This is a genomic window from Bacillus cereus group sp. MYBK108-1, assembly GCF_051917185.1.
Classification (GTDB): Bacteria; Bacillota; Bacilli; order Bacillales; family Bacillaceae_G; genus Bacillus_A; species Bacillus_A cereus.
Map to the genome: position 1 here is coordinate 22,395 of NZ_JBQAHZ010000037.1, position 24,396 is coordinate 46,790.

Consider the following 24,396-nt stretch of genomic DNA (forward strand, 5'->3'; position numbering starts at 1 on the left):
AATTGACAAAGATAAGGATATTATTTACAATTTTATTTAAATAAATGAAAAAGAGGGAAGACATGAAGCTTCAAAATCGAGTGAGGGAATTGCGAGCAAAGCATCGTTTATCACAAGGGGATTTAGGGAAAGCGATTGGATCATCACGGCAAACGATTAGTTTAATTGAGCGCGGGGATTATGCACCATCTATCGTATTGTCGTTAAAAATCGCACAAATTTTCAATGTACCGGTGGAGGAAATATTTACGTTAGTAGAGGGGGAAGAGGACGATGAAGAGTAAACGGAAAAAACAATTTGATTCTGTGGGGAAAATAGCATTAAGTATGATGGGTGGCTTTTTAACGTCTTATATAGCTTTAAATTTACTCTCGGATGAACCGAGAAAATTATCATCCAATACATTTATAGGTATATGTACTATTTTTGGAATCTTAATGATGTACTATACTTGGAAGAATACACGTATGTTAGCAGAGGCACGCGATGAAGAAGAGAGCGTACAAGGCAGAAAATTAGGCATTATAAGTATATATTTACGTGTAGGCGATATAGTTACGCAGGCATGGTTTGTATATGCAGTTATTACATGTAGACGTGCACTGTTGCAGGATACAAATGTTTCATTTGCGGTGTGGAATTTAGTAGCTTCTATTGTTTGTTTAACTACTGTAGTAATTATCGGACTTATAACAAAAAATCGTTATAATAAGCTATATCCTGAACAAGGTGTAACGTATATGGAATCTATGAAAATGTGGACGAAAAACGCAGATGAAGGATTAAAGCATATTGTGCATGAGGCTGGATATAAAGCGTATGAATTTACGAATACAATATTGGCATATGTATGGTGGGCTGCCGTTATATATACAGCTGCTAGTGATATCGATTTTGTATTAATTGGCTTAATCTCATTTATTTGGATATTGCATCTCGGGAAGTTCATGTACGAAATGCAAAGAAAAATGATTTATTAAGGGGAGAAAAAGGTGGATATTTTAAGAAGGCCAGCTGGCTCAATGACAGTGGCGCTAATTCTGTCCATTTTATACGGAGTAATCCGAACTGGGAAATTAGAAGTAATTTTGAACTTATGGGCAATAGTTGGAATTTCATTGTTAGTGTTAGCCATTCATGAGCTAGGACATGTAGTATTTGGTGTAATAGGTGGTTTGACATTTAAATTTATGACAGTAGGACCCATTACTATTCAAAAAGAAAAGGGAAAATTACGCATTCGAGAAAATAAATTGTGGGCGTACTTTGGAGGCGTTGCAACACTAGTACCACCTTCTATAGAGACACCGAATCTTTCGAAAAAGTGGGCGTGGCTCACTTTAGGTGGACCGATTACGAGTTTACTATTTGGTATTACTTCCGGTTACATATATATGGTGAGTTATTATCAATATCTTTTATATTTTTCCTTTTTCCATTTTGCAATCTTTGCGGTTACAATTGTGCCGATAAAAGGAATGCTTATGAGTGATGGGATGCAATTTCTTATTTTAATTAAAGATGATGAAAGAGCTAGAAATCACTTATATGAGATTCAAATATCGAGTGAGTTATTTAGTTATAAAAGACCGAAAGATTGGGATGAAAGGTTAGTAGAATTGAGTGAGGAGAAAATAAAAGAGAATAAAGGGATAAGAGAGATAATGAGTAGACTTATGCTCGTCTTTTTTGCTCGTGCAGATCAAGAGGGAATGGAAAGAGCGATACCGTATATAGAACGAATTGTTCAACTACCTGTAACGAAAGAAAATAAGTTTTTCGTTAGTAGTTTTCATAGTTGGTACCTTTTATATAAAGCCCTTTATCAGATGGATAGTCTTTCTTTGCAAGAAGCAAAGGAACATGCAAAGGCTATTACAAAAATGGACCTAAGTGGATATTACCGTACACAAGGAATTATTAGATATGTAGAAGGTAATATGGAAGCGTCCCGTACTTATATGAAGAAAGCCGATCAAGAATTAAAGAGCGCCGAGAAGAGTGAGATGGGATATTTACAAGTAGAAAGAGAATGGTTTGAGCAGCTGAAAGAGAGGGTATCTTACGATGGGTGAGGTATCCTCTTTTTTCTATGTCATCTTATGCCGTTCCATAAACAGCCTAGGACGAGTAAAATGAGATAAGAAGAGCAAAGGTTGGAGGAATTCTAGATGGAAATTTTAACGATTATTTTAATCGTCTTGCTCATTTATGCTGTTTTTAAAGTGGCATATGTAGCATTAAAGATACTCGCGATCTTATTAATTATCTTTTTAATTGTAGAGTTCGGCAGTAAATTGCTTGGTGGATAGGGTATGTTGTGCGTTTTGAGTGTCGAAGGTTGTCGGTAAATCGATATCTTGTGTCGAAGCGTCGATATAATGAAAAAATCGTTGATATAAGTGGAGAAACGATCGATATATTTGAAAAATCGTTGATATATTTTAGTGAATACGAAGTGGGGTATATGGAAAAGAAGTTGCCGTGAGGGCAACTTCTTTTTATCGTGATGCGGGGTATGCAAACCAACATAAAAAAGCTGGAAGAGTATCTTCCAGCTTAAGAGTTACTTTCAATTTGGCGACCGCTATCTTCTTCATTGTCTTGTAATAGGTTGAATACGTCTGCTAAGCAGAATGCAATGAACCAAGTCCATAGACCGTGGAAGAAAGCTGAGCTTAATTGAAGTGGTAATGTATAGTTTGTCATTGAGTAGGAAATACATCCACCAACGATTCCGATCATTGTTAATAACATTGTTTTTTGAGCGTTTTCTTCTGGATTGAAGAGGAAGTAAATGTATCCGCCTAAAATTGAAGCGCTTACAAGTGTTTCGATTCCATTAAAGATGATATTCTCTCCAAGCTGAGTGTTTGTCCAGAAGCAGATTGTTCCGCCGATAATAGCAAACAGGACAGCTATTGTATATCGTATATATTGATTCATATGTTCATCTCCTTATGTAATAAGATGATTTGGAAGTCAAAAAGGTAGGTATAGTATATTGAAGTGAGTTTTAATTGTACGTATCTTTTTATAAAAAGATCATTGAAGAGTAACTAAGATGATCGGTTGTTTAAACCGTTACGTGTATGGTGTCTGAAATATACCCGACTGCTCGTTTCTTTTTGCTTGTAAAATAAGAGAAACTTCCAAGTCTATATACTCTTTTTTTGTGAGTCTGCTTTCATTATAACACATTTAGGGACATAATAATAGAATTATCTGATTTTGTAATAAGTGTAAAAAATAAAAAGCGCAAGGAAATACCATTAACGGTGCAGTTTAGTGGAAGAAGGATTTTAATTTATTATGATGAAATATGTAATCAAGGTGAGATCTAAGAATGAGGCTTAAATACTATAAAAAATGTTTTATAGCATGAATGTAAGGGAGGAGAGCTAACTTGGAGTTCACAACAGAAAGATTAATAATTAGACCTTTTAAGAGTACTGATTTACAGGATGTATTTGCTATTTATAATAGTGATGATACATGTAAGTTCCTATTACATAATAAGTGGACTCATGAAGACATGCAGAAAAGATTTAATAAGAAGTTAGCAAATCATGTACTTACTAAAGAAACAATATTAAGTTTGGCAGTTATATACAAAACTAAAGTAGTTGGTGATTTATCCGTATGGTACACAAATATGAAAGACACTGTTGAGATTGGTTATAGTTTTTCAAATGAAGTAGCTAGGAGAGGTTTGGCGACAGAAGCAGTAAGTAGTTTGGTATTGAAATTATTTAATGAATGTAATGTACATCGTATACAGGCTAATCTTGATGCACGTAATACAGCTTCACAAAAATTGTGTGAACGAATAGGTATGAGAAAGGAAGCCCATTTCATACAAGATTTTTGGAATAAAGATGAATGGACAGATAGTATTGTATATGGAATGCTATCCTCCGATTTGTAGTAATAAACTTAGTGATTTTATTATGCTAAAAGGTACGTTAGTTGAATAACAAAGGGCATAACATATTATATATGACTAATATGTTATGCCCTTTAATTTATTAACCTTTTTATATGCGTTTGAAACGGCCGACAATTTCAACTGTTTCAGTAATGTTCATAAATGCTTTGTTATCCACTTGACGGATAATACGTTTCATTTCGCCTAACTCATAGCGAGTCACGACAGTGTAAATCATTTTTTTCTTATGGTTTGTATAGCCGCCGACAGCGTCTACCATTGTCACCCCGCGTATGCCGTGATGTAGTAGTGCGCTTTTTATTTCCTCGCCTTTTTCTGTAATAGTCATTATCGTTAATTTAATATGTTTCGTATGCACAGCGTCGATAACTTTGCTGACTACAAATCGACTAATTAACGTATAAAGTGTAATATCCCATCCGAAAATAAAACCTGCTGCTACAAGTAAGATTAAGTTGAATACAAATATGATTGCTCCAATTGAAACATCTCGATATTTCGCTACAATCAATCCAACAACATCAAAACCACCTGTTGAAGAAGCAAATCGGAATATAATTCCTGAAGCTGCTCCGCAGATGACACCACCGAATACAGAAGAAAGTAAAATATCGTCTGAAACTTGGTGTACCGGGATAATGTTCATCGCTAACGATGATACAGCTACAAAGTAAGCTGTTAAAAAGGTTGTCTTCTTGCCTAAGTAAAAGTGACTTAAAATAAGAAGAGGAATGTTTAGTAAAAAGATAAGTGCACCGATATTGTAGTGCATTAAATAACCGATAATCATCCCTACACCAGCGAATCCACCGCTAATCATATTATGCGGGATAAAAAACATATTCATAGAAATTGCATACAAAATAGAAGCTATAAAAATAACAACCAACTGTATCATAAATTCTAAGTGAAATGTTTTAGCTGCTGGGAAGGATAAAAAGGCGGTGTCGGGAACGTAATCGGCGTCTCCTAGTTGACCCATAGTATGTTTCATCTCCATATTCATTTTTGATTACAAGAAGAGAATAAAGGTTTTTTCAAAAACTGGCAATAGTTTTATTATAATGCAAAAATTTTATAAATTTCTAATAAATCAAGCCTATTCATTGATGTGTGTGAATATGCTAAAGAAAGCGAATACAACGTTTCTTAATTATTGTTTTCTTGAGAAAATATGCAAAATACTTTTTTTGAAAATAAAAGGAAATAGAGAATATTTGCCCGATGTGCTAAAATGACCTTATTAAGGATGTGAAGCGATGGAATTTTTATTGCAGGATGCAATTCTATATATATCGTTTGTAACGACGGCACTTTGTTTATTAGAAGTTTTCTTCCTTGCTAATGTTTCTCGCTTTGTGCGTCAACAAGCATCAAACGGTAGACAAAGAGCTTTTACGTTAGTTGATACATGTGAAGATAGTGCAGGAAATGTACCGCTATTTTCTATTTTTTATAAATATGGAATGATTCGTTCTGTACGTAGACAAGAATCAAGTGAAGAGAATGACGAGGTCGGTCCGTATACACCAATGTTTCGCTAAATAATTACGAAACATTGGAGGAATGAACATGTTAAAATCATACCGAGCTGTGCTCGTTAGTTTATCATTATTATTTGTTTTTGTTTTATCTGGTTGCAGTAATGCAGCCCCAATTGATGCACATAGTACGGGAATTTGGGATCATTATTTTGTATATCCAATCTCGTTTATGATTCAATTTGTTGCTCATCATATACCTGGAGCTAGCTTTGGGATTGCTATCATTATTATGACGCTCGTTATTCGTTCAGCAATGATTCCATTAGCTGTTTCGCAATATCGCAGCCAAGCGAAAATGAAGAAAATGCAACCTGAATTGCAGAAGCTAAAGAAAAAGTACGGTGATGTAAGCAAAGACCTTGAAAAACAAAAGCAGTATCAAAAAGAAATGTCAGAACTAATGAAATCAGGCGGTTGGAATCCACTTGCTGGTTGCTGGCCATTATTAATACAAATGCCGATTTTCTCTGCTTTGTATTATGCGATTAGCAGAACTGAAGAGATTCGCACATCTTCGTTTTTATGGGTGAACCTAGGACATGCAGATCCATATCATATATTACCGATTATTGCAGCGTTAACGACATTTATTCAGATGAAAGTTTTCCAATCGAATATTACACCTGGAGAACAAGTACAGATGCTAAAGATGCAGCAAATTATGATGCCGGCAATGATTCTATTTATGGGGTTTGCGGCGCCATCAGGACTTGTGTTGTACTGGATAACAGGTAACTTATTTACAATGACACAAACAATTGTATTAAGAAAAATAATGGAACGTGAAGAGTTACAATTACAAAAAGCATAGAGAAACACCGCTCATTACGAGCGGTGTTTTTTTGTTAAATCGTTAAGGAAATGTTAAGAAACCGACATTACTATAGGCATTGTATACGAAAGTGTACATGCATTAGAAATATGAAGGAGGAAATTTCCTATGAAGAAGAAAACAGTTGGGTATTTAGCGATTGCAGGTGCTTTATCATTCGGAATCATTGGAGGAGTCGGCATTCCGGCATTCGCGGCAACGAATACTCCAGCAGTGGATCAGCCTGCAAAAACGGCGAAAAAGGATTTGGATGACGCTACAAAACAAAAAGTAAAAACAATTATGGACGATACAAAGAAACAGTTAGAGGAACTAGGTGTAAAGCTTCCAGAGAAAGAGAAGCGTAAAGACATGTTTGCAGGATTAGATGAACAGGCGAAAGAAAAAGCGAAGTCCATTTTAGAGCAAGAGAAGTCTGGTAAATTAACACGAGAACAGGCAAAAGAAGAATTAACAAAATTAGGTGTGAAGTTCCCGGAAAAGGGTAAGCACAAAGAAATGTTTGCGGGATTAGATGAACAGGCGAAAGAAAAAGCGAAGTCCATTTTAGAGCAAGAGAAATCTGGAAAATTAACGCATGAGCAAGCAAAAGAGGAATTAACAAAGCTAGGCGTGAAAATGCCGGAGAAAGGTAAACATGGAGACATGTTTGCTAACTTAGATGAACAGACAAAAGAGAAAGCGAAGTCAATTTTAGAGCAAAAGAAATCCGGAAAATTAACGCATGAGCAAGCAAAAGAAGAATTAACAAAATTAGGTGTGAAACTTCCAGAGAAAGAGAAGCATGAAGACATCTTTGCTGGATTAGATGAAGCAACAAAAACAAAAGCAAAAGCGATTTTAGACAACGAAAAGAAACAATTAGAGGCATTGAATGTTGATTTACCGCACCATAAGTTTTTTATGAAAAAAGAAGATAAATAATTGATTTATGTATCTTTCGTGTGGGCAACCGGAAGGTACGTGCGAGGACCGATTTCTGTCAGCAGAAATCGGTCCCTTTTAATGATTCAATAAAATTCTTTTCATTGTTAGTATGTATCCGAAGATGCAGTAGAAAATTGCAAAACCGATAAACACTTCCGTATATTGATATTTACCCAATACGTAGAAGGAAACAGCTGGTATAATAGCTACCGCTAAAATGCTATAACCAGGATACTTGTGCCGATGCATGATAGCGAATAGAATAGAGAGAAACGTAGCAATGATACAAAAGACAGCAATCATTATTAGTACACCTCCTAAATGGATTATACCATTTTTAGGGAATTAGAGAAGTTTTGTATGTTCTGTTATAATATAAGAAGAGAAATATTTCCTATGTTATATAAAAAAATATATTGATTTTTTCTAACAATTCAATATAATGAACAATAACTACAAAATTCGACATCAAGAAGTGATGATGAGGACATGATCAATTTTTTACGATTTTCAGAGAGGGAAGCCTTTGGCTGTGAGCTTCCTAATACGGAAAAATGGATTACCACCTCTGAACTGCAGCAGTGAACGAGCATCTAGTAATTGCTTGCCGGCAAAAACCGTTATTTAGACTTGAGAAATTGGTGAAGTGTGTTACTTTACGAATTGAAACAAGGGTGGAACCACGAATACAACACTCGTCCCTTTTTTAGGGAGGAGTGTTTTTTTATTTCATTTTTGCATCACACTAGGATTGGAAGGAGGATACGCAGCATGCATCATGATGAGAAGAACAAAATTGGTTTAACAGTAGCACTTTCTATCGTAGTAGGAACGATTATTGGATCTGGTGTGTTTATGAAACCAGGGAGCGTATTAGATTACTCGGGGAGTTCTAATATGGCCATTCTTGCTTGGATAATTGGTGGTCTGTTGACGCTAGCGAGTGGTTTAACAGTAGCTGAAATTGGAGCGCAAATCCCGAAAAATGGTGGGTTGTATACGTATTTAGAGGAGATTTACGGAAGTTTTTGGGGATATTTATCAGGTTGGATGCAAACAATTGTTTATGGACCTGCTATTATCGGAACATTAGGTTTATACTTTAGTTCTTTAATGATTAATTTTTTCTATTTAGATAAAGTATGGAATTTACCAATTGCAATTGGAACAGTTGTGTTCCTTGGCGTTGTAAATAGTATGGGAACAAAATACGGAGGTATCGTTCAAACAATCACGACAATTGGGAAGATGATTCCGATTGTGTTAATTGTTGTGCTAGGTTTCTGGAAAGGGAATAGTGATATCTTTAACGTAGTTGTGCCGATATCGGAAAATCAAAGTATCGGTATGGCAATTTTAGCAACGTTATTTGCTTATGACGGCTGGATTTTACTTGCTTCGATTGGTGGAGAAATGAAGAATCCAACAAAGTTATTACCGAAAGCAATGACAGTAGGGATTTTAATCGTAACGGCTGCTTACGTATTAATTAACTTGGCGTTATTAAATGTATTACCAGCAGCGAAAATTGTAGACCTTGGAGAAAATGCAACAGCGACAGCTGCGGGTATGTTACTTGGAGAATATGGCGGAAAAATTATTAGTATCGGTATTATCGTTTCCATTTTCGGCTGTTTAAATGGAAAGATTTTAACGTTCCCACGTATCCCAATGTCTATGGCAGAGCGTGGACAACTTCCATTTTCTAAGTTTATTGCAAAGGAAAGTCCGAGATTTAAAACACCAGCAAATGCGATTACTGTTGAAATCATTTTAGGAATTATTTTAATGATTATTAGTGATCCGAATAAGCTATCTGAGATTTCCGTATTCATTATTTATATTTTCTATGTAATGACGTTTATTGGTGTCTTCATTTTAAGAAAACGTAATAAGAATAAAGAGCGTGCATATAGTGTGCCGTTATTCCCAATCGTACCAATCGTAGCGATTTTAGGTTCGCTCTTTGTAATTGGTAGTGCAATTATCAATGATCCGGTAAGTTGTTTCTTATCCATTGGAATTGTCTTTACGGGACTTCCGGTGTATTGGTATTTAAATAAGAAGAAAGAAACAGAATGATGGAAGGGTAGGCGTATAATACGCCTACCTTTTTTACTGTAAAAAAATTATACTTGCGTCCATTTTCTATTTTGGTTACTATAATCGTAGTAACCAAAATAGAAAGCGTGGGGAAAGACTTGAATTTTCGTGTTTATATTTTAGCTATCGCGGCTTTCGTAGTCGGAACGGTTGAGTTAATTATAGGAGGAACGCTCGATTTAGTTGCCAATGATTTAGGAGTATCTATTAGCGCAGCTGGTCAGCTTATAACAATATTTTCGGTAGTATTTGCTTTGTCAGGTCCAGTTTTATTAGCTATGACAGGGAAGTTTGAAAGAAAAACATTGTATGTTGGAGCATTATCGATTTTCTTAATCGGAAATATTATTTCGGCATTTAGTGTGAATTACGGAATGCTAATGTTCTCAAGGGTTATTTGTGCGGCGAGTGGTTCATTAATTATTGCACTATCTGTAACACTTGCGTCTAGTGTAGTAGAACCGCATTTTCGTGCGCGTGCAATTGGAATCATTTTTATGGGAATTAGTGGATCACTTGTACTTGGAGTACCGCTCGGTCTTGTACTCGGAAATGCATACGGATGGCGTGCACCATTTGTATTAATTTCTGTGTTAACAGTTATGGCAATAGCTTGTATTTCATTGTTCTTAACGAAGGTACCACCGACATCGGTATTATCAATAAAAGAACAACTTGCTACTTTAAAAGATAAAAAAATTGTAAGTGCACAGTTAACATCATTTTTGTTTTTAACGGGGCATTTAACATTGTATGCATATTTAACACCATTTTTAAAAGATGTTATGAATGTTGAAGCAAACTGGATAAGTGTGTTTTACTTTATTTTTGGAATCGCAGCAGTAATTGGCGGCGGGTTCGGTGGATGGCTTGCTGATAAATGGGGATCGAAGAAAAGTATTATCTCGATTATTATCGTATTTGCATGTGCAATCTTCATACTGCCATTAATGACATTCTCATTCCCGCTCTTCATCATTATGATGGGACTTTGGAGTATGCTGAGCTGGGCGATTTCACCAGCACAGCAAAATTATTTAATTGAAATTGCACCGGAATCAGCTGGTATTCAGCAAGGTTTAAATAACTCTGCGCTTCATTTAGGAATTGCACTTGGTTCAACAGTAGGCGGAGTTGTTATTGAAAAATCATCTGTTATATATAATGCTTGGGTAGGCGGTGGCTTTATTATATTAGCACTACTTTGCGCGATTTTCTCGATTACGAGAGGACGCTCTACTCAGTTCGTAAAAGAAGAATCTATCGTTTGATAGGTTCTTTTTTTATTTGTAAAAAATCGCAGGTTTTAGTAAGAATATGGAGAATTGGTATGTAGCGAGGTGATGGGAAAATGGTGTTTAATTTCTCGATATTCGGTATAATACTTACACTATTACCGATAGTTGTAGCTGTTTTTGTATTAGGCTGGATTCGTTGCATCTATCAAAATTCAGAGAAACAAGTGGAGCAAAATGAGAAAATCATTGAGCTGTTGATGGAGATAAAGGAACAAAACGAAAAGGAGTCTAAGTGAAAAATTAGACTCCTTTTTATTATTTAATTAGTATCTCAACTTCATCAACAAACTCTTAATTTCATCATCTTCCATAAAGAGATCGTGGTGCTTCTGGGTGATCTTTGCAAGTGCAACGTCGTGATAGAAAAATTCTGTAAAGAACTTTACGAAAGGTTGTGACATTGTTTTCATCGCTTGCCATGACTCTTGTTCTACGCCAGCAAATAAAATTTCACGATCGTCAACGATAAGTAGCAAGTAGCGCTCTAATGCATTAGGTTCTTCAGCTGGGATTAGAAAATGCATGTTTTCTAAGTCTGTTTCTACTTCTCCAACAATAAGGGATTCAATTTGAACACCTTGTTTTGCTTTTTGTTCTAGTAAAGGGAGATATTCTAAAAGAGTATCATTCCAAGCTGAAATACGGATTGATTCTTGTGCACTTTCAATGAGTTCTTTACTTTGAACTCGAATAGAAGATTGCATTTTTAAGCTCCACACACGGTCATCTGTAAATGATTTTTTTGATATATTTGTTTCCAGTTCTTTAATATTTGATTGGAATTCTGTCGTTAATTTTTCAATTGCTAGTTTTAGTGGTAATGCTGTATACAATTTTTTCTTTTCTGAAACAGAATCCATTACCATTCCTTTATCGATTAGGCGTGCTAGTACTTCATATATTTTTGCTTTTGGAACACCTGAATGCTTCACAATTGTTGTAGCATCTAATGGTTCATTGCTTGATACGACAACTTCATAAGCCTGGCTTTCATATTGTGAGAAACCGAATTTTTGTAACATAGTTCCCTCCGAACGAATGAGATTATATTTTAAGGATAATGAACTATTTGTTTTTGCACAAGTGGTAGTCCTTTTTCTAATTGTATTAAGGTGAGAATTAATTTCAATTTTTTAATTTTATCTATTATACTTAATATAATGATTAATAAGTTTTTTAATTTAATGCAAAGGGGATGCTGGGGGGAAGATGTTAAGAAGTTTACGTTTAAAAATTGCGGTAGTGTTTTCAGTACTTATTTCTATGATGTTTGTAATATTGGGTACAGCTGTGTATCAATTACAGAAAGAAAAGGAAGTGCGTTCCTTAGACGAGTATTCTCAAAATGCGATGGATCTTGTGACAGAGCAACTTACGACATTTGTTCAAAGAACGGATGAAGATATGGGGTATTACGCGAACAGTGAGATGATTCGTAATATGCTTCAAGGTGGGGTTACTCCGGAAGAGGAAGCGTTTTTAACGAAAGAGTTTGCGGAGTATAAAAAGAATCATCCTGGTATTTTAGATTTATATATTGGTACGAAAGATAAAAAAACATTAAGTGCCAATCTTGCTGAAGGTGGGCAAGTGCCAGAAGGATATGATCCAACGACAAGACCATGGTATAAAGATTCAGAGGCTGATGTAAAAAAGGTCCATTGGGGACAACCTTCTTATGAAATTGCAACAGGAAAGTTAAGTGTAGGTGTTTCTAAAGCAATTACAGCTCAAGATGGATCTGTATTAGGCGTTGTTGCGATGGATGTATCGCTTGGGACGATTCAGAAGTTGCTTCACAATATTCAATACAATAATGACGGAGAAATGTTTATTATAAATGATAAAAATATGGCTCTTGTTTATCCAGAAAAGATAGGGAAAGATGTTTCTAAAGAGCCGCTTATAAAGAGCTTAAATAAAGAGGGAACAAAATATGCGGTCACTACAATAAAAGGTGAAGATGTAGTTGTTTACAGTCAATCATTTGATACGATGAAATGGACGATAGGAATCTTTTATCCGAAAGAAACGATCGATGGGCTATTAAATAGTACGAGAAATACAGTTATTATAATGGCATGTATTAGTTTATTAGTTGGAATTGTAGCTTCCTACTTGTTCTCAAGAAGATTAGCAAGACCACTGCAACTATTAAAGAATCACGTGCAAAAAGTAGCAGAAGGCGATTTAACGCTGCGAATGAAAGTGACAAGTGAAGATGAAGTTGGAGAGTTGACGAAGCACTTTAATGATATGGTTGAACAAATGAATGAAATGGTAAGTAAAATTAAAAACAGCGTATCAACGGTGCAACAATCAACGAATAGTTTACATTATTTAACGAACGAAACAGTAGCGGCTAGTAGAGAAGTTTCAGGAGCGATGGATGATGTGAGCGGAGGAGCTTCTACTCTTGCGAATAGTGTGGATGAAGTTTCAGCTCAGCTCGAGAATATGGCGGAGTCAGTGGAACAAATGAATAGCTCCGTTGGTGAAATAAAAGGTGTGGCTGGCAAAGCGGAAGAGGCATCTAAGCAAGGATTAAATACAATGAGGAATTTAATCCGTACGAGGGGACAATCATCTTCGATTGTTGTTCATACAGAAGAAGCATCGGATAAGTTAGAACAAAGAGTTGGATCGATTCAAAATGTTGTTGAGCTTATAAAAGGTATTTCGGATCAAACAAATTTACTTGCTTTAAATGCATCGATTGAAGCTGCCCGTGCAGGTGAGCAAGGTAAGGGATTTGCGGTTGTTGCTGAAGAGGTTCGGAAATTAGCGGAACAATCAAAAGAGGCAACCGGAGAAATTACAATGATGATTGGTGATGTACAATTAGAAGTAAAAAGGGTTGTAGAAGTTGTAAGTAAATTGAAAGACATTGCAGATGTGCAAAATAAAGTGACGACAGAGGCGGAAATGGAGTTCCGTACAATTATGTCAGTTGTAAATACGATTAGTACTTCAGTTGAAAAAATTGTAGAAGAGGTACATAACATAGGTTATGAGCAAGGGGAAATTACAGCGGTAATGCATACAATTGCTGGTACGAGTCAAGAAAGTGCAGCTGTTTCTGAAGAGGTACATGCTGCAACGGAATCACAGGTGAATCATTTAGAAAAGGTAGCTCACACGATGGAAAGTTTGACAGAACATATGAGAGATTTAGAAAGATTAGTCGAGCAGTTTAAAGTGGAAGAGTAACATATTAGTAAAATGATGAGGATTTCGGTAAAATAGACAATGGATATATAAGAAACGATTATAGGAGGAAGACTACTATGGCAATTGTTGATGTATCGATTATTCCAGTAGGAACAGGTAATCCAAGTGTTAGTGAATATGTAGCAGAAGTACAAAAGGTGCTAGAGAAAAATGCGGATCGCGTGAAGTATCAATTAACACCGATGAATACAATTATTGAAGGAGATCTTCCTGTCATTCTAGAAGTAATACAACAAATGCATGAAGTTCCATATACGAAAGGTGCACAGCGTGTTGCAACAACTATTCGTATTGATGATCGTCGTGATAAAGTAAGCACAATGGAGAAAAAATTAAACTCTGTTCGATCAAAATTATAAGAAAAAGCAGCGATCTTCGCTGCTTTTTTCATATAGGAGGTAAATAAAATGAGTGAAAAGTTTAACGAGCAGTTTGATGGTTTACTGGAGAAATATACTGAGCTGTTACTTGGAGAGAGCAATGAAGAGAGAAAAGAACAGGTACAGAAGTGGGCACTGTATTCTTACATAGCTAAGACGATGCCAGCTTTAGTAAAGCATTGGAATGAAACTTATCCAGATGCGAAAGAAGAGATGGTACAGTTAATTACAGATATTAAAAGGCTGAATGAAGAGAAGCGAAATGAGCAATAAAAAAACTTGAGGTAAATATAATCGCAAGTTTTCTGTATTAATATCCTTATATAATTTACATGGAATATAAAGGATTTTATAGGCATGTCGAATATTTTCGACATGCCTATTTTATGCCTATTAAACTCCATTTTTCTAAATGTCGAAAAATATTTCAGGTATATTTATAAGCAGAAATATAGGTTTTTAAATGTTTTTATAGTATTTTATAAATTATCTAAATAATTATTTGTATCCAATAATTTTAAACAATGATATAATTTTGAAGAGGGGTAAAAAACAGATAAATTACAGTCATAGGGGTGAATTACATGGAACAATTAATGCGAAATTCGTTTCTTTTCTTATCTAAAAATAAAGCGCTAACAAAACTGGCTAAAAAGTACGGTTTACGCTTTGGTGCTGGTCGCTTTGTCGCAGGGGAGACAATTGAATTAGCGACAGCAGCTATTAAACAATTGAACAAGCAAGGTCTTTGTGTAACAATCGATTATTTAGGTGAATTCGTTGATAATGAAGCGGAAGCAAATGAAATGGCTAACCAATCGATTGAAGCGATCCGTGCAATTGGAAGAGAAGGTCTTGATTCGCAGCTTTCTTTAAAGATGACTTCTATGGGATTAGATATCTCTGATGAAATCGTAATGAACAATATGCGCCGTATTTTAGAAGCTGCAAAAGAAAATGGTGTGTTCGTTACAATTGATATGGAAGATTATACACGCTGTGGTAAAACAATTGATATCTTTAAACAGTTAAAATCTGAGTACGATAATATTGGTACTGTTATTCAAGCTTACCTATATCGTACAGAAAAAGATATTGAGGATTTAAATGCTTATAAACCTAATTTACGTCTTGTAAAAGGAGCTTATAAAGAACCTGAAGAAGTGGCGTTCCCGGACAAGAAAGATGTAGATGACAATTATAAAAAGATTATTAAAATGCACTTATTAAATGGAAATTATACTGCAATTGCTTCACATGACGAAGCGATTATTGAATATACAAAAAAACTTGCTGAAGAACATAATATTCCAAGGGATCAATTTGAATTCCAAATGTTATATGGTATTCGTAATGAGCGTCAACTTGAGCTAGTAAAAGAAGGTTACAAAATGCGTGTTTACGTACCTTATGGAAACGATTGGTATGGATATTTCATGCGCCGTCTAGCAGAGCGTCCAGCAAACGTTGCGTTCGTATTAAAAGGTATGGTTAAAAAATAACCAAGGAGAAAATACTCCTTGGTTATTTTAATTGCTGAAATGCATAATGTGCCATTTTCTTCGTATCAGGATATAGTTGCGCGCGAGTAGAAGATAATACGACGTTAATGACGCGTTTACCGTCTTTTTCATCCACTGTTACGACTGTATATTTGCCAAGTGCTGATAGACCGCTTTTACTTCCAATCGCATATGGATCGTCATATAGTTCTTCTCGTCCGTAGTTTGCGATGTTTGGAGAGCGTTCTGAAGTATGTAGAGTTGTACGTGTTGAATTCATATATTCTAAAACAACTGGATACTTTAATGCTTCTTTCGTAATAATAGCAATGTCATATGGCGATACTTTATTTCCAAGTGCATCAGCACCACTTGCGTTCTTGAAAGTCGCATGCTTTGTACCGAGTTCCTTCGCTCTAGCATTCATCATTTTCACAAATTCATTTTTTGATCCTGCAATATGTTCTGCGATGGATTCAGCTATTGGATCTGCACTAATGATAAGCATCAGTTTTAATGCCTCATCACGTTTTAACTTTTCCCCAGCACGAAGTTTAATTTTCTTACTTTGACTTTCTGTTTTAATTGCGTTTTCTGTAACTGTAATTTCTTCATCCTCTTTTACATTCTCTAGTAAAAGAAGGGTTGTCATCATTTTGGCTATACTAGCCGGATAAGAGCGTTCGTCTTCGCGTTTTCCATACAAAACTTCACCTGTGTCTGCATCGATTGTAACTCCATATTGCCCAGTAATATTAGGTTGATCAGCTCTTACAGCTTGTTGCCTTTGTGCATAAGAGAAGAAAATCATCCCTGTAAATAGTGTGGCAATCATTACAATCATAACTATTGTTCGTTTCATTATAATTCCCTCATTTGTTACAAATAAATTGGGCAGAAAAAGCAGCCATTAATCATTATGCCACGTTCTCTGCCCAAAAATATAGCGTTATTTTTCGCCCATATTATGCTTTTTATATTGTTGGTTATTACCTTGGCGTCCTTTTTCAACACCGTGGTTATGCGGACCTGCGTTTCCAGTTACACTAGCTGCACTAATTCCAGCCTTTGAAGGGTTCTTCTTAAGTTTTGCCATATATATTCCTCCAGTTTCGTCAGATTATAAAAAGGAAAAGTGCATTTAAACAAAGAAAATACACATGTATAGCATAGCCAAATAAAAGAAAAATATTTATTTCAGAAAATTTTATCAATAAATATATTGCGAAAATTTAAACAGTATCATATATTTATTAGTAGAGGCTCACTCATTGATTGCGACTTATGTCGAAAAATTGAATGAGCATTCATTCAAGAATAGGGGGAGAATTGGATGTTCCAAATTAAAAAGGCTGCTGTTCTAGGTTCAGGCGTAATGGGTTCGGGAATTGCGGCACACTTAGCTAATATTGGTATTCCGACATTATTGCTTGATATTGTACCACCTGCGCTTACGAAAGAAGAAGAAGCGAAGGGACTTACATTAGAACATAAAAGTGTGAGAAATCGTTTTAGTAATATGGCTGTGCAAAAACTATTAAAGCAAAAACCAGCTCCTCTGACAGTGAAAGGAAATTTAGCACTGATTGAAGCAGGTAATTTAGAAGATGACCTTGAGCGTCTAGCTGATGTAGATTGGATTATTGAAGTAGTAGTTGAAAACTTAGATATTAAAAAGAAACTATTTGAAAAAGTAGATGCGGTTCGTAAACCGGGTTCTATCGTAAGCTCGAATACGTCAGGTATTTCAGTTGAAAAAATGGCAGAAGGTCGTTCAGACGACTTCCAGAAACACTTCTTAGGCACACACTTTTTTAACCCACCACGATATTTAAAACTTCTAGAGGTAATACCGACGAAAGAAACAGATCCACAAGTATTAAGCTTCATGAAACTATTTGGCGAAGACGTTCTTGGAAAAGGTGTTGTTATCGCAAAAGATACACCAAACTTTATTGGAAACCGCATCGGTACGTACGGTTTACTTGTTACTCTTCAAGAGATGGTAAAACGCGGCTATAGCATTGGGGAAGTTGATTCTGTAACAGGCCCACTTATTGGTCGTCCGAAGAGCGCAACGTTCCGCACATTAGATGTTGTAGGTTTAGATACATTCGTACATGTTGCAAATAACGTATATGAAAATGTGCAAGAAGAAGAGCGTGATGTATTTAAAGTACCAGCTTTCATGCATGACATGCTGGAGAAAAAATGGCTTGGAAGTAAAACGGGTCAAGGCTTCTTCTTAAAACAAGGAAAAGAAATTTTAGAATTAAATCCTGAAACGATGGAATACGAAGCGCGTAAAAAATTAAAAGCTGCATCCGTAGAGTTAAGTAAACAAGAAAAAGGTTTAGCGAATAAATTGAAAGCGCTTGTATACGCAAAAGACCGTGCAGGAGAGTTATTATGGAACATCATTACACCAACTCTTTTATACTCTGCAAAACTTCATAAAGAAATTGCTGACGATATCGTTGCAATTGACCAAGCGATGAAGTGGGGCTTTGGATGGGAGCAAGGGCCATTTGAAGTGTGGGATGCAATCGGCGTTGAAAAATCTGTTCAAAAGATGGAAGAAAACGGCGTAGTTGTTCCTACTTGGGTGAAAGAAATGTTAGAGAAAGGTTTCACTACTTTCTATAAACATGATAACGGCGATAGCTACTATTACGATAATGGCAAATATAAGCTAATCGAGCGTAATAAAAAAGCAATTTCTCTTAAGCAATTAAAAGCGAAAAATGGTGTATTAAAGAAAAATAGCGGAGCGAGCTTAATTGATTTAGGCGACGGCATCCTTTGCTTAGAGTTCCATTCGAAGAGCAATGCAATCGGTATGGATATTACGCAAATGATTAACTACGCTGTTGATGAAGTAGAAAAGAATTATAAAGGTCTTGTTATCGGTAACCAATCGAAGAACTTCTGCGTTGGTGCGAACCTAGCAATGATCTTAATGGAAGCACAAGACGACAACTACTTTGAAATTGAGTTAGTTGTGAAAAACTTCCAAGATGCAATGACGAAAATTAAGTACTCTTCTAAGCCAGTTGTAGCAGCACCATATGGTATGACGCTTGGCGGAGGTACAGAAGTTTGCTTACCAGCAGCGAGCATTCAAGCTTCTAGTGAAACGTATATGGGCTTAGTAGAAGTTGGTGTTGGCTTAATCCCTGGCGGAGGCGGTAATAAAGAGCTATACATTAAACACTTAAACAAAATGGCAAACGGTGTAGAGTTTGATCTGCAAAAAGTTGCAAATAAAGTGTTCGAAACAGTCGCAATGGCGAAAGTTTCAACTTCAGGACAAGAAGCAGTTTCTCATAACTTCTTAGGTGATAAAGATGGTATTAGTGTGAATGGTGATCACTTACTATACGATGCGAAACAGAAAGCACTTGCTTTATATGAAGCTGGTTACAAAGCGCCAATCCGCAAAAAGATACCAGTTGTTGGGGAAACAGGATATGCAACTCTTGCACTTGGTGCAGAAGCAATGCATTTATCTGGTTACATTTCAGAGTATGACCTTCACATTGCGAAGAAACTTGCATATGTCATTGCGGGCGGAAAAGTACCGTACGGAACAGAAGTTGATGAGCAATATTTATTAGATGTAGAACGTGAAGCATTTATTAGCTTAGTAAGTGAGATGAAATCACAAGCAAGAATGCAGCACATGCTTGTAAAAGGAAAGCCATTACGTAACTAATAACGAGGGGAGATATCGTTCATGAGAGAAGCTGTCATTGTTGCGGGAGCAAGAACACCAATTGGAAAGGCAAAGAGGGGTTCATTAAAAACAGTTCGTCCTGACGATCTAGGGGCGTTAGTAGTAAAGGAAACGTTAAAGCGTGCGAATTATGAAGGACCAATCGATGATTTAATTTTCGGTTGTGCGATGCCAGAAGCAGAGCAAGGTTTAAATATGGCTCGTAATATCGGCGGATTAGCAGGACTTTCTTACGATGTTCCAGCTATTACGATTAACCGTTACTGTTCTTCAGGTTTACAAAGTATCGCTTACGGAGCAGAGCGTATTATGCTTGGTCACTCTGAAGCTGTATTATCAGGCGGAGCAGAATCAATGAGTTTAGTTCCAATGATGGGACACGTTGTTCGTCCGAATAGTCGCCTTGTAGAAGCGGCTCCAGAATATTATATGGGTATGGGACATACAGCAGAGCAAGTTGCTGTGAAATATGGAATTTCTCGTGAAGAGCAAGATGCATTTGCAGTAAGAAGTCATCAACGTGCTGCGAAAGCATTAGCTGCAGGAAACTTTGCTGATGAAACAGTACCTGTAGATGTGACGTTACGCTCGGTTGGATCAAACAATAAACTGCAAGAAGAAACAATCACTTTCGCACAAGACGAAGGTGTAAGAGCAGAGACGACGCTAGACATTTTAGGGAAATTACGTCCAGCATTTAACGTTCGCGGTTCTGTAACAGCTGGTAATTCTTCACAAATGAGTGACGGTGCAGCATCTGTACTATTAATGGATCGCGAAAAAGCAGTGAGCGATGGCATGAAGCCACTTGCGAAATTCCGTTCATTTGCAGTAGCTGGCGTACCACCAGAAGTAATGGGAATCGGCCCAATCGCTGCAATTCCAAAAGCGCTAAAACTAGCTGGCTTAGAGCTATCTGATATTGGCTTATTTGAACTAAATGAAGCATTCGCTTCTCAATCAATTCAAGTTATTCGTGAACTTGGTTTAGATGAAGAAAAAGTAAACGTAAACGGTGGTGCAATCGCACTTGGACATCCACTTGGCTGTACAGGGGCAAAACTAACACTATCTCTTATTCACGAAATGAAACGCCGCAACGAACAATTCGGTATCGTAACAATGTGTATCGGCGGCGGAATGGGAGCAGCGGGAGTATTTGAATTACTATAAAAAGTGGAAGCGGCTCGTTCAGAATGTGAGGGGGATGGAGCTTCAGACGTAGAGGCGTTCTCTGCCTCGCAGGAAGAAGCGAAGCCACCGAACATTCTAGCCGCTGGAACTGGATTATAAAAAAGTGCAGGTGGCTCGTTTAGAACAGGAGGGCGTTGGAAGCCCTGACGAAGAGGCGCTTTTTGCCTCAAAGGAAGGGGGGAAACGACCGACTGTTTTAGCCACTGGAACTGGATTATAAAAAAAGTGGAAGCGGTTCGCTCAGAACGAGACGCTGCCAATGCAAAGAATGGAAGCAACAAAGGTTTATAAAAAAAGGGAGAGCCAGCTTCTTTCAAAAAGAGAGAAGCGGCTCATGAAAATATGAAGGAGGAAATTTTCATGGAAAAAACAGTAGGAAATGCGGTTAAAGGCGGTAGCTTTTTAGTAGATGAGATTACGATTGATCAAGTGTTTACGCCAGAAGATTTTTCATCTGAGCATAAAATGATTGCAAAAACGACAGAGGACTTTATCGTAAATGAAGTTCTTCCAGAGCTTGAATATTTAGAGCAACATGAATTTGATCGTTCAGTTCGTCTTTTAAAAGAAGCTGGGGAACTTGGTTTATTAGGCGCTGACGTACCAGAAGAGTACGGCGGAATTGGTCTTGATAAAGTAAGCTCAGCGTTAATCGCAGAGAAATTCTCTCGCGCTGGTGGCTTTGCAATTACTCACGGTGCTCACGTAGGTATCGGATCTTTACCAATCGTATTATTCGGTAACGAAGAGCAAAAGAAAAAGTATTTACCATTACTTGCAACTGGTGAAAAATTAGCTGCATACGCATTAACAGAGCCAGGTTCAGGATCTGACGCATTAGGTGCAAAAACAACTGCACGTTTAAATGCAGAAGGTACACATTACGTATTAAATGGTGAAAAACAGTGGATTACAAACTCTGCATTCGCTGACGTATTCGTTGTATATGCAAAAATCGATGGAGAGCACTTCTCAGCATTTATCGTAGAGAAAGACTACGCTGGCGTATCTACAAGCCCAGAAGAAAAGAAAATGGGTATTAAATGTTCTTCAACTCGTACGTTAATTTTAGAAGATGCGTTAGTACCGAAAGAAAACTTACTTGGTGAAATCGGTAAAGGTCATATTATCGCATTCAACATTTTAAATATCGGTCGTTATAAATTAGGTGTTGGTACAGTTGGATCTGCGAAACGTGCAGTAGAAATTTCAGCACAATATGCAAACCAACGTCAACAGTTCAAACAACCAATCGCTCGCTTCCCATTAATTCAAGAGAAACTTGCGAATATGGCAGCAAAAACATATGCAGCTGAAAGCTCTGTATATCGTACAGTAGGTTTATTCGAAAGCCGCATGAGCACATTATCTGAAGAAGAAGTAAAAGACGGTAAAGCAGTAGCAGCTTCTATCGCTGAATATGCAATCGAGTGCTCTTTAAACAAAGTATTCGGTTCTGAAGTATTAGACTATACAGTAGATGAAGGTGTTCAAATTCACGGTGGTTACGGATTTATGGCAGAGTACGAGATTGAAAGAATGTACCGTGATTCTCGTATTAACCGTATTTTCGAAGGAACGAACGAAATTAACCGCCTAATCGTACCAGGTACGTTCTTACGTAAAGCGATGAAAGGTGAATTACCACTTCTTCAAAAAGCACAAAAATTACAAGAAGAGTTAATGATGATGATGCCAGAAGAAGTAGGCGATGAGCCATTAGCACTTCAAAAGTATTTAGTAACTAATGCGAAGAAAATCGGCTTAATGGTAGCTGGATTAGCGGCTCAAAAATACGGTAAAGCATTAGATAAAGAGCAAGAAATTCTTGTGAATATCGCTGACATCGTAAGCAATCTATACGCAATGGAATCAGCTGTTCTTCGTACAGAAAAAGCGATCAAAACAACTGGTCTTGAAAAGAATAAACAAAAAGTGTTATACACTGAAGTATTCTGCCAAGAAGCATTTAACGAAATCGAAGCAGATGCGAAAGAAACACTTATCGCAGTTGAAAATGGCGACATGCTGCGCATGATGTTATCATCATTACGTAAATTAACTCGCCATACACCACTTAACGTAATTCCGAAGAAACGTGAAATCGCTGCGAAAATTTTAGAAGATGAGCGTTACACAGTTTAATATCTTTAAAGAACAGTAGTCGTTTATACGGCTACTGTTCTTTTTTTTGAAAAAAATAAATTTTTAGTGACATAAAACTAATACCATTAGTATAATAAAACTAATGGTATTAGTTTTCGTGAAAAGGGAGATGGGACTATGAGGATGATACATGAAAAAACGGTATATCAATTGTCATTTTTGCCAAGAGCGTTTCCTGTAAATTGTTACTTTGTGGAGGAAGAAGCTGGTTTAACTTTAATTGATGCGGCTTTGCCATATAGCGCAAAAGGTATTTTACAGGCGGCTGAGAAAATAGGAAAACCAATTACTAAAATTGTATTAACACATGCGCATGATGATCACATTGGTGCATTAGATGCATTAAAGGAAGTACTTCCTCATGTTCTAGTCTATATTTCTAAGCGGGACGGAAAGCTGTTAGAAGGAGATACGACGTTACAAAAGGATGAACCGAATACGCCAATAAAAGGCGGTGTACCTAAAAAGATAAAAACGGTACCTGATATTTTATTAGAAGATGGCGACCGAGTTGGATCGCTTCTTGCGATTATGACACCGGGACATACGCCGGGCTCCATGTCGTTTCTTGATGTAAGAAATAAAGCTCTTATTGTTGGGGATGCATTCCAAACAAGAGGAGGTATGGCTGTTTCAGGACAAATGAAATTTTGGTTTCCGTTTCCGGCGATGGCAACGTGGAGCAAAGAAATATCATTACAAAGTGCAGAGAAGTTAAGAGAATATGAGCCTTCCTTGCTTGCGGCAGGACATGGAAAAATGATAAACGATCCAGTGGCTTTCATAGAGCTTGCTATTAAAGAAGCGAAGCGGAATATAGAAAGTAGAAAAGAGGGTTAATTGATGTCACCGAGAATCGGACTTACATTACAAAAAATTGTAGAAACAGCAGCAGAAATTGCAGATGCAAATGGAGTACAAGAAGTAACGTTAGCTTCATTAGCGCAAACGTTAGGGGTACGTTCGCCCTCACTATATAATCATGTAAAAGGGTTACAACATGTACGGAAAAATCTTGGCATTTACGGAATCAAAAAGCTGCATAACAGACTGGAAGAAGCTGCCGAGGATAAACGGATGGATGAAGCAATTCATGCTTTAGGAGAAGCGTATGTAGCATTTGTCCGAAAACATCCTGGACTATATGAAGCAACTTTTTTACGAGATGAAGAAGTAAGAAAAGCAGGTGACGGAATTGTAAAGCTTTGTCTTCAGGTTTTACAACAGTATGGCTTAGAAGGAGAGAATGCACTTCATGCGACACGCGGATTCAGAAGTATTTGTCATGGATTTGCTTCGATTGAACAGCAAGGCGGATTTGGTTTGCCGTTAGATCTGGATATAAGTTTACATGTATTATTGGAAACGTTTATTAAAGGATTACGTGAATAAGAAGCGAGGCAAACAAAAACCTTAGAAGTGTGAAGTGAACCCGAATAGTGGTACATGAAAAAAACACCTCCTGAATTCGCATACTAAGTATGCAAATTCAATGGAGGTGTTTTTCGTTTGAAGACAAGAGTTCATTACCCA

26 protein-coding genes and 1 other annotated feature are annotated in these 24,396 nt (G+C 36.8%); of the genes, 20 read left to right on the forward strand and 6 right to left on the reverse strand.

Annotation, left to right across the window (positions count from 1 at the left end; genetic code table 11):
- The first annotated feature begins 62 nt into the window (after nucleotides 1–62).
- From ACTFSL_RS28715 to ACTFSL_RS28730, 4 genes are all read left to right on the forward strand, one after another.
- Nucleotides 63–284, forward strand: a complete 222-nt coding sequence (locus ACTFSL_RS28715; RefSeq protein ID WP_000776168.1) for a helix-turn-helix transcriptional regulator — start codon at nucleotides 63–65, stop codon at nucleotides 282–284.
- Nucleotides 274–981, forward strand: coding sequence for a DUF3169 family protein (locus tag ACTFSL_RS28720; protein ID WP_000837717.1), 708 nt, complete (start codon nucleotides 274–276; stop codon nucleotides 979–981). Before ACTFSL_RS28715 ends, ACTFSL_RS28720 begins: the two co-directional genes overlap by 11 nt.
- Before the next feature lie 42 nt (nucleotides 982–1,023).
- Nucleotides 1,024–2,076: a hypothetical protein gene (locus ACTFSL_RS28725; protein WP_002182986.1), complete on the forward strand. Its 1,053-nt coding sequence runs from the start codon at nucleotides 1,024–1,026 to the stop codon at nucleotides 2,074–2,076.
- Between the two features lie 96 nt (nucleotides 2,077–2,172).
- Nucleotides 2,173–2,313, forward strand: a complete 141-nt coding sequence (locus tag ACTFSL_RS28730; protein ID WP_000404782.1) for a DUF3985 family protein — start codon at nucleotides 2,173–2,175, stop codon at nucleotides 2,311–2,313.
- Between the two features lie 247 nt (nucleotides 2,314–2,560).
- On the opposite strand, the gene ACTFSL_RS28735 is transcribed toward ACTFSL_RS28730, so the two are convergent.
- Nucleotides 2,561–2,947 carry a DUF3938 domain-containing protein gene (locus ACTFSL_RS28735; RefSeq protein WP_001077773.1) on the reverse strand — a complete coding sequence of 129 codons (387 nt, stop codon included), beginning with the start codon at nucleotides 2,945–2,947 and terminating at the stop codon, nucleotides 2,561–2,563.
- 460 nt (nucleotides 2,948–3,407) lie between these two features.
- Between ACTFSL_RS28735 and ACTFSL_RS28740 the strand changes: the two genes are divergently transcribed.
- Nucleotides 3,408–3,929, forward strand: coding sequence for a GNAT family N-acetyltransferase (locus tag ACTFSL_RS28740; RefSeq protein WP_430530600.1), 522 nt, complete (start codon nucleotides 3,408–3,410; stop codon nucleotides 3,927–3,929).
- Between the two features lie 109 nt (nucleotides 3,930–4,038).
- Here the strand turns inward: ACTFSL_RS28740 and ACTFSL_RS28745 are convergent, their stop codons facing one another.
- Complete coding sequence (locus ACTFSL_RS28745) at nucleotides 4,039–4,932, reverse strand: YitT family protein (RefSeq protein WP_000530044.1); 894 nt, start codon at nucleotides 4,930–4,932, stop codon at nucleotides 4,039–4,041.
- Nucleotides 4,933–5,209: 277 nt separating this feature from the next.
- Here ACTFSL_RS28745 and ACTFSL_RS28750 point away from each other — a divergent pair, with 277 nt between their 5' ends.
- The 3 genes from ACTFSL_RS28750 (at nucleotide 5,210) to ACTFSL_RS28760 (ending at nucleotide 7,250) form a co-directional block, all read left to right on the forward strand.
- Nucleotides 5,210–5,494, forward strand: coding sequence for a hypothetical protein (locus tag ACTFSL_RS28750; RefSeq protein WP_440042809.1), 285 nt, complete (start codon nucleotides 5,210–5,212; stop codon nucleotides 5,492–5,494).
- Nucleotides 5,495–5,522: 28 nt separating this feature from the next.
- On the forward strand, nucleotides 5,523–6,305 hold the full coding sequence (gene yidC, locus ACTFSL_RS28755) for a membrane protein insertase YidC (RefSeq protein WP_000920524.1): 783 nt from the start codon (nucleotides 5,523–5,525) through the stop codon (nucleotides 6,303–6,305).
- Between the two features lie 129 nt (nucleotides 6,306–6,434).
- Nucleotides 6,435–7,250, forward strand: coding sequence for a hypothetical protein (locus ACTFSL_RS28760; RefSeq protein WP_000730850.1), 816 nt, complete (start codon nucleotides 6,435–6,437; stop codon nucleotides 7,248–7,250).
- A 78-nt stretch (nucleotides 7,251–7,328) separates the two neighbouring features.
- Here ACTFSL_RS28760 and ACTFSL_RS28765 read toward each other — a convergent pair whose 3' ends face one another.
- Nucleotides 7,329–7,556, reverse strand: coding sequence for a hypothetical protein (locus ACTFSL_RS28765; RefSeq protein WP_000562231.1), 228 nt, complete (start codon nucleotides 7,554–7,556; stop codon nucleotides 7,329–7,331).
- A gap of 166 nt (nucleotides 7,557–7,722) precedes the next feature.
- Nucleotides 7,723–7,959, forward strand: a binding site (T-box leader).
- Between the two features lie 65 nt (nucleotides 7,960–8,024).
- Here ACTFSL_RS28765 and ACTFSL_RS28770 point away from each other — a divergent pair.
- From ACTFSL_RS28770 to ACTFSL_RS28780, 3 genes are all read left to right on the forward strand, one after another.
- Nucleotides 8,025–9,335, forward strand: a complete 1,311-nt coding sequence (locus ACTFSL_RS28770) for an APC family permease (RefSeq protein WP_098536332.1) — start codon at nucleotides 8,025–8,027, stop codon at nucleotides 9,333–9,335.
- A gap of 107 nt (nucleotides 9,336–9,442) precedes the next feature.
- The gene (locus tag ACTFSL_RS28775; RefSeq protein WP_440042810.1) at nucleotides 9,443–10,627 is read left to right on the forward strand and encodes an MFS transporter; all 1,185 of its coding nucleotides are present in this window, start codon (nucleotides 9,443–9,445) and stop codon (nucleotides 10,625–10,627) included.
- A gap of 80 nt (nucleotides 10,628–10,707) precedes the next feature.
- Entirely contained in the window at nucleotides 10,708–10,890 is a 183-nt protein-coding gene (locus ACTFSL_RS28780) for a hypothetical protein (RefSeq protein WP_098583817.1), read from the forward strand.
- 27 nt (nucleotides 10,891–10,917) lie between these two features.
- On the opposite strand, the gene ACTFSL_RS28785 is transcribed toward ACTFSL_RS28780, so the two are convergent.
- Nucleotides 10,918–11,676 carry a TrmB family transcriptional regulator gene (locus ACTFSL_RS28785; protein ID WP_016125651.1) on the reverse strand — a complete coding sequence of 253 codons (759 nt, stop codon included), beginning with the start codon at nucleotides 11,674–11,676 and terminating at the stop codon, nucleotides 10,918–10,920.
- Between the two features lie 187 nt (nucleotides 11,677–11,863).
- Here ACTFSL_RS28785 and ACTFSL_RS28790 point away from each other — a divergent pair, with 187 nt between their 5' ends.
- The 4 genes from ACTFSL_RS28790 to ACTFSL_RS28805 all read left to right on the forward strand — a co-directional run bounded on the left by ACTFSL_RS28790 (nucleotide 11,864) and on the right by ACTFSL_RS28805 (nucleotide 15,767).
- Nucleotides 11,864–13,864, forward strand: a complete 2,001-nt coding sequence (locus tag ACTFSL_RS28790; protein WP_065224356.1) for a methyl-accepting chemotaxis protein — start codon at nucleotides 11,864–11,866, stop codon at nucleotides 13,862–13,864.
- A 77-nt stretch (nucleotides 13,865–13,941) separates the two neighbouring features.
- Nucleotides 13,942–14,244 (forward strand): MTH1187 family thiamine-binding protein, encoded by a 303-nt coding sequence (locus tag ACTFSL_RS28795; RefSeq protein ID WP_001018860.1) that lies wholly within the window; start codon nucleotides 13,942–13,944, stop codon nucleotides 14,242–14,244.
- Nucleotides 14,245–14,292: 48 nt separating this feature from the next.
- Nucleotides 14,293–14,538 (forward strand): YusU family protein, encoded by a 246-nt coding sequence (locus ACTFSL_RS28800; protein WP_001290594.1) that lies wholly within the window; start codon nucleotides 14,293–14,295, stop codon nucleotides 14,536–14,538.
- Between the two features lie 311 nt (nucleotides 14,539–14,849).
- A complete protein-coding gene (locus tag ACTFSL_RS28805) occupies nucleotides 14,850–15,767 on the forward strand; it encodes a proline dehydrogenase family protein (RefSeq protein ID WP_078439544.1) in 918 nt (305 codons plus the stop codon).
- Nucleotides 15,768–15,789: 22 nt separating this feature from the next.
- Here the strand turns inward: ACTFSL_RS28805 and ACTFSL_RS28810 are convergent, their stop codons facing one another.
- A complete protein-coding gene (locus tag ACTFSL_RS28810) occupies nucleotides 15,790–16,629 on the reverse strand; it encodes a D-alanyl-D-alanine carboxypeptidase family protein (protein WP_000831462.1) in 840 nt (279 codons plus the stop codon).
- An 87-nt stretch (nucleotides 16,630–16,716) separates the two neighbouring features.
- Nucleotides 16,717–16,863, reverse strand: coding sequence for a YuzL family protein (locus ACTFSL_RS28815; RefSeq protein WP_001096344.1), 147 nt, complete (start codon nucleotides 16,861–16,863; stop codon nucleotides 16,717–16,719).
- Nucleotides 16,864–17,100: 237 nt separating this feature from the next.
- Between ACTFSL_RS28815 and ACTFSL_RS28820 the strand changes: the two genes are divergently transcribed.
- From ACTFSL_RS28820 to ACTFSL_RS28840, 5 genes are all read left to right on the forward strand, one after another.
- A complete protein-coding gene (locus ACTFSL_RS28820) occupies nucleotides 17,101–19,482 on the forward strand; it encodes a 3-hydroxyacyl-CoA dehydrogenase/enoyl-CoA hydratase family protein (protein WP_440042811.1) in 2,382 nt (793 codons plus the stop codon).
- Nucleotides 19,483–19,503: 21 nt separating this feature from the next.
- On the forward strand, nucleotides 19,504–20,676 hold the full coding sequence (locus ACTFSL_RS28825) for an acetyl-CoA C-acetyltransferase (protein WP_001206324.1): 1,173 nt from the start codon (nucleotides 19,504–19,506) through the stop codon (nucleotides 20,674–20,676).
- A 381-nt stretch (nucleotides 20,677–21,057) separates the two neighbouring features.
- Nucleotides 21,058–22,842: an acyl-CoA dehydrogenase family protein gene (locus ACTFSL_RS28830; RefSeq protein WP_000416291.1), complete on the forward strand. Its 1,785-nt coding sequence runs from the start codon at nucleotides 21,058–21,060 to the stop codon at nucleotides 22,840–22,842.
- 138 nt (nucleotides 22,843–22,980) lie between these two features.
- On the forward strand, nucleotides 22,981–23,703 hold the full coding sequence (locus ACTFSL_RS28835; RefSeq protein ID WP_440042814.1) for an MBL fold metallo-hydrolase: 723 nt from the start codon (nucleotides 22,981–22,983) through the stop codon (nucleotides 23,701–23,703).
- Nucleotides 23,704–23,706: 3 nt separating this feature from the next.
- Nucleotides 23,707–24,255 (forward strand): TetR/AcrR family transcriptional regulator, encoded by a 549-nt coding sequence (locus tag ACTFSL_RS28840; RefSeq protein ID WP_440042816.1) that lies wholly within the window; start codon nucleotides 23,707–23,709, stop codon nucleotides 24,253–24,255.
- Nucleotides 24,256–24,396 lie beyond the last annotated feature (141 nt).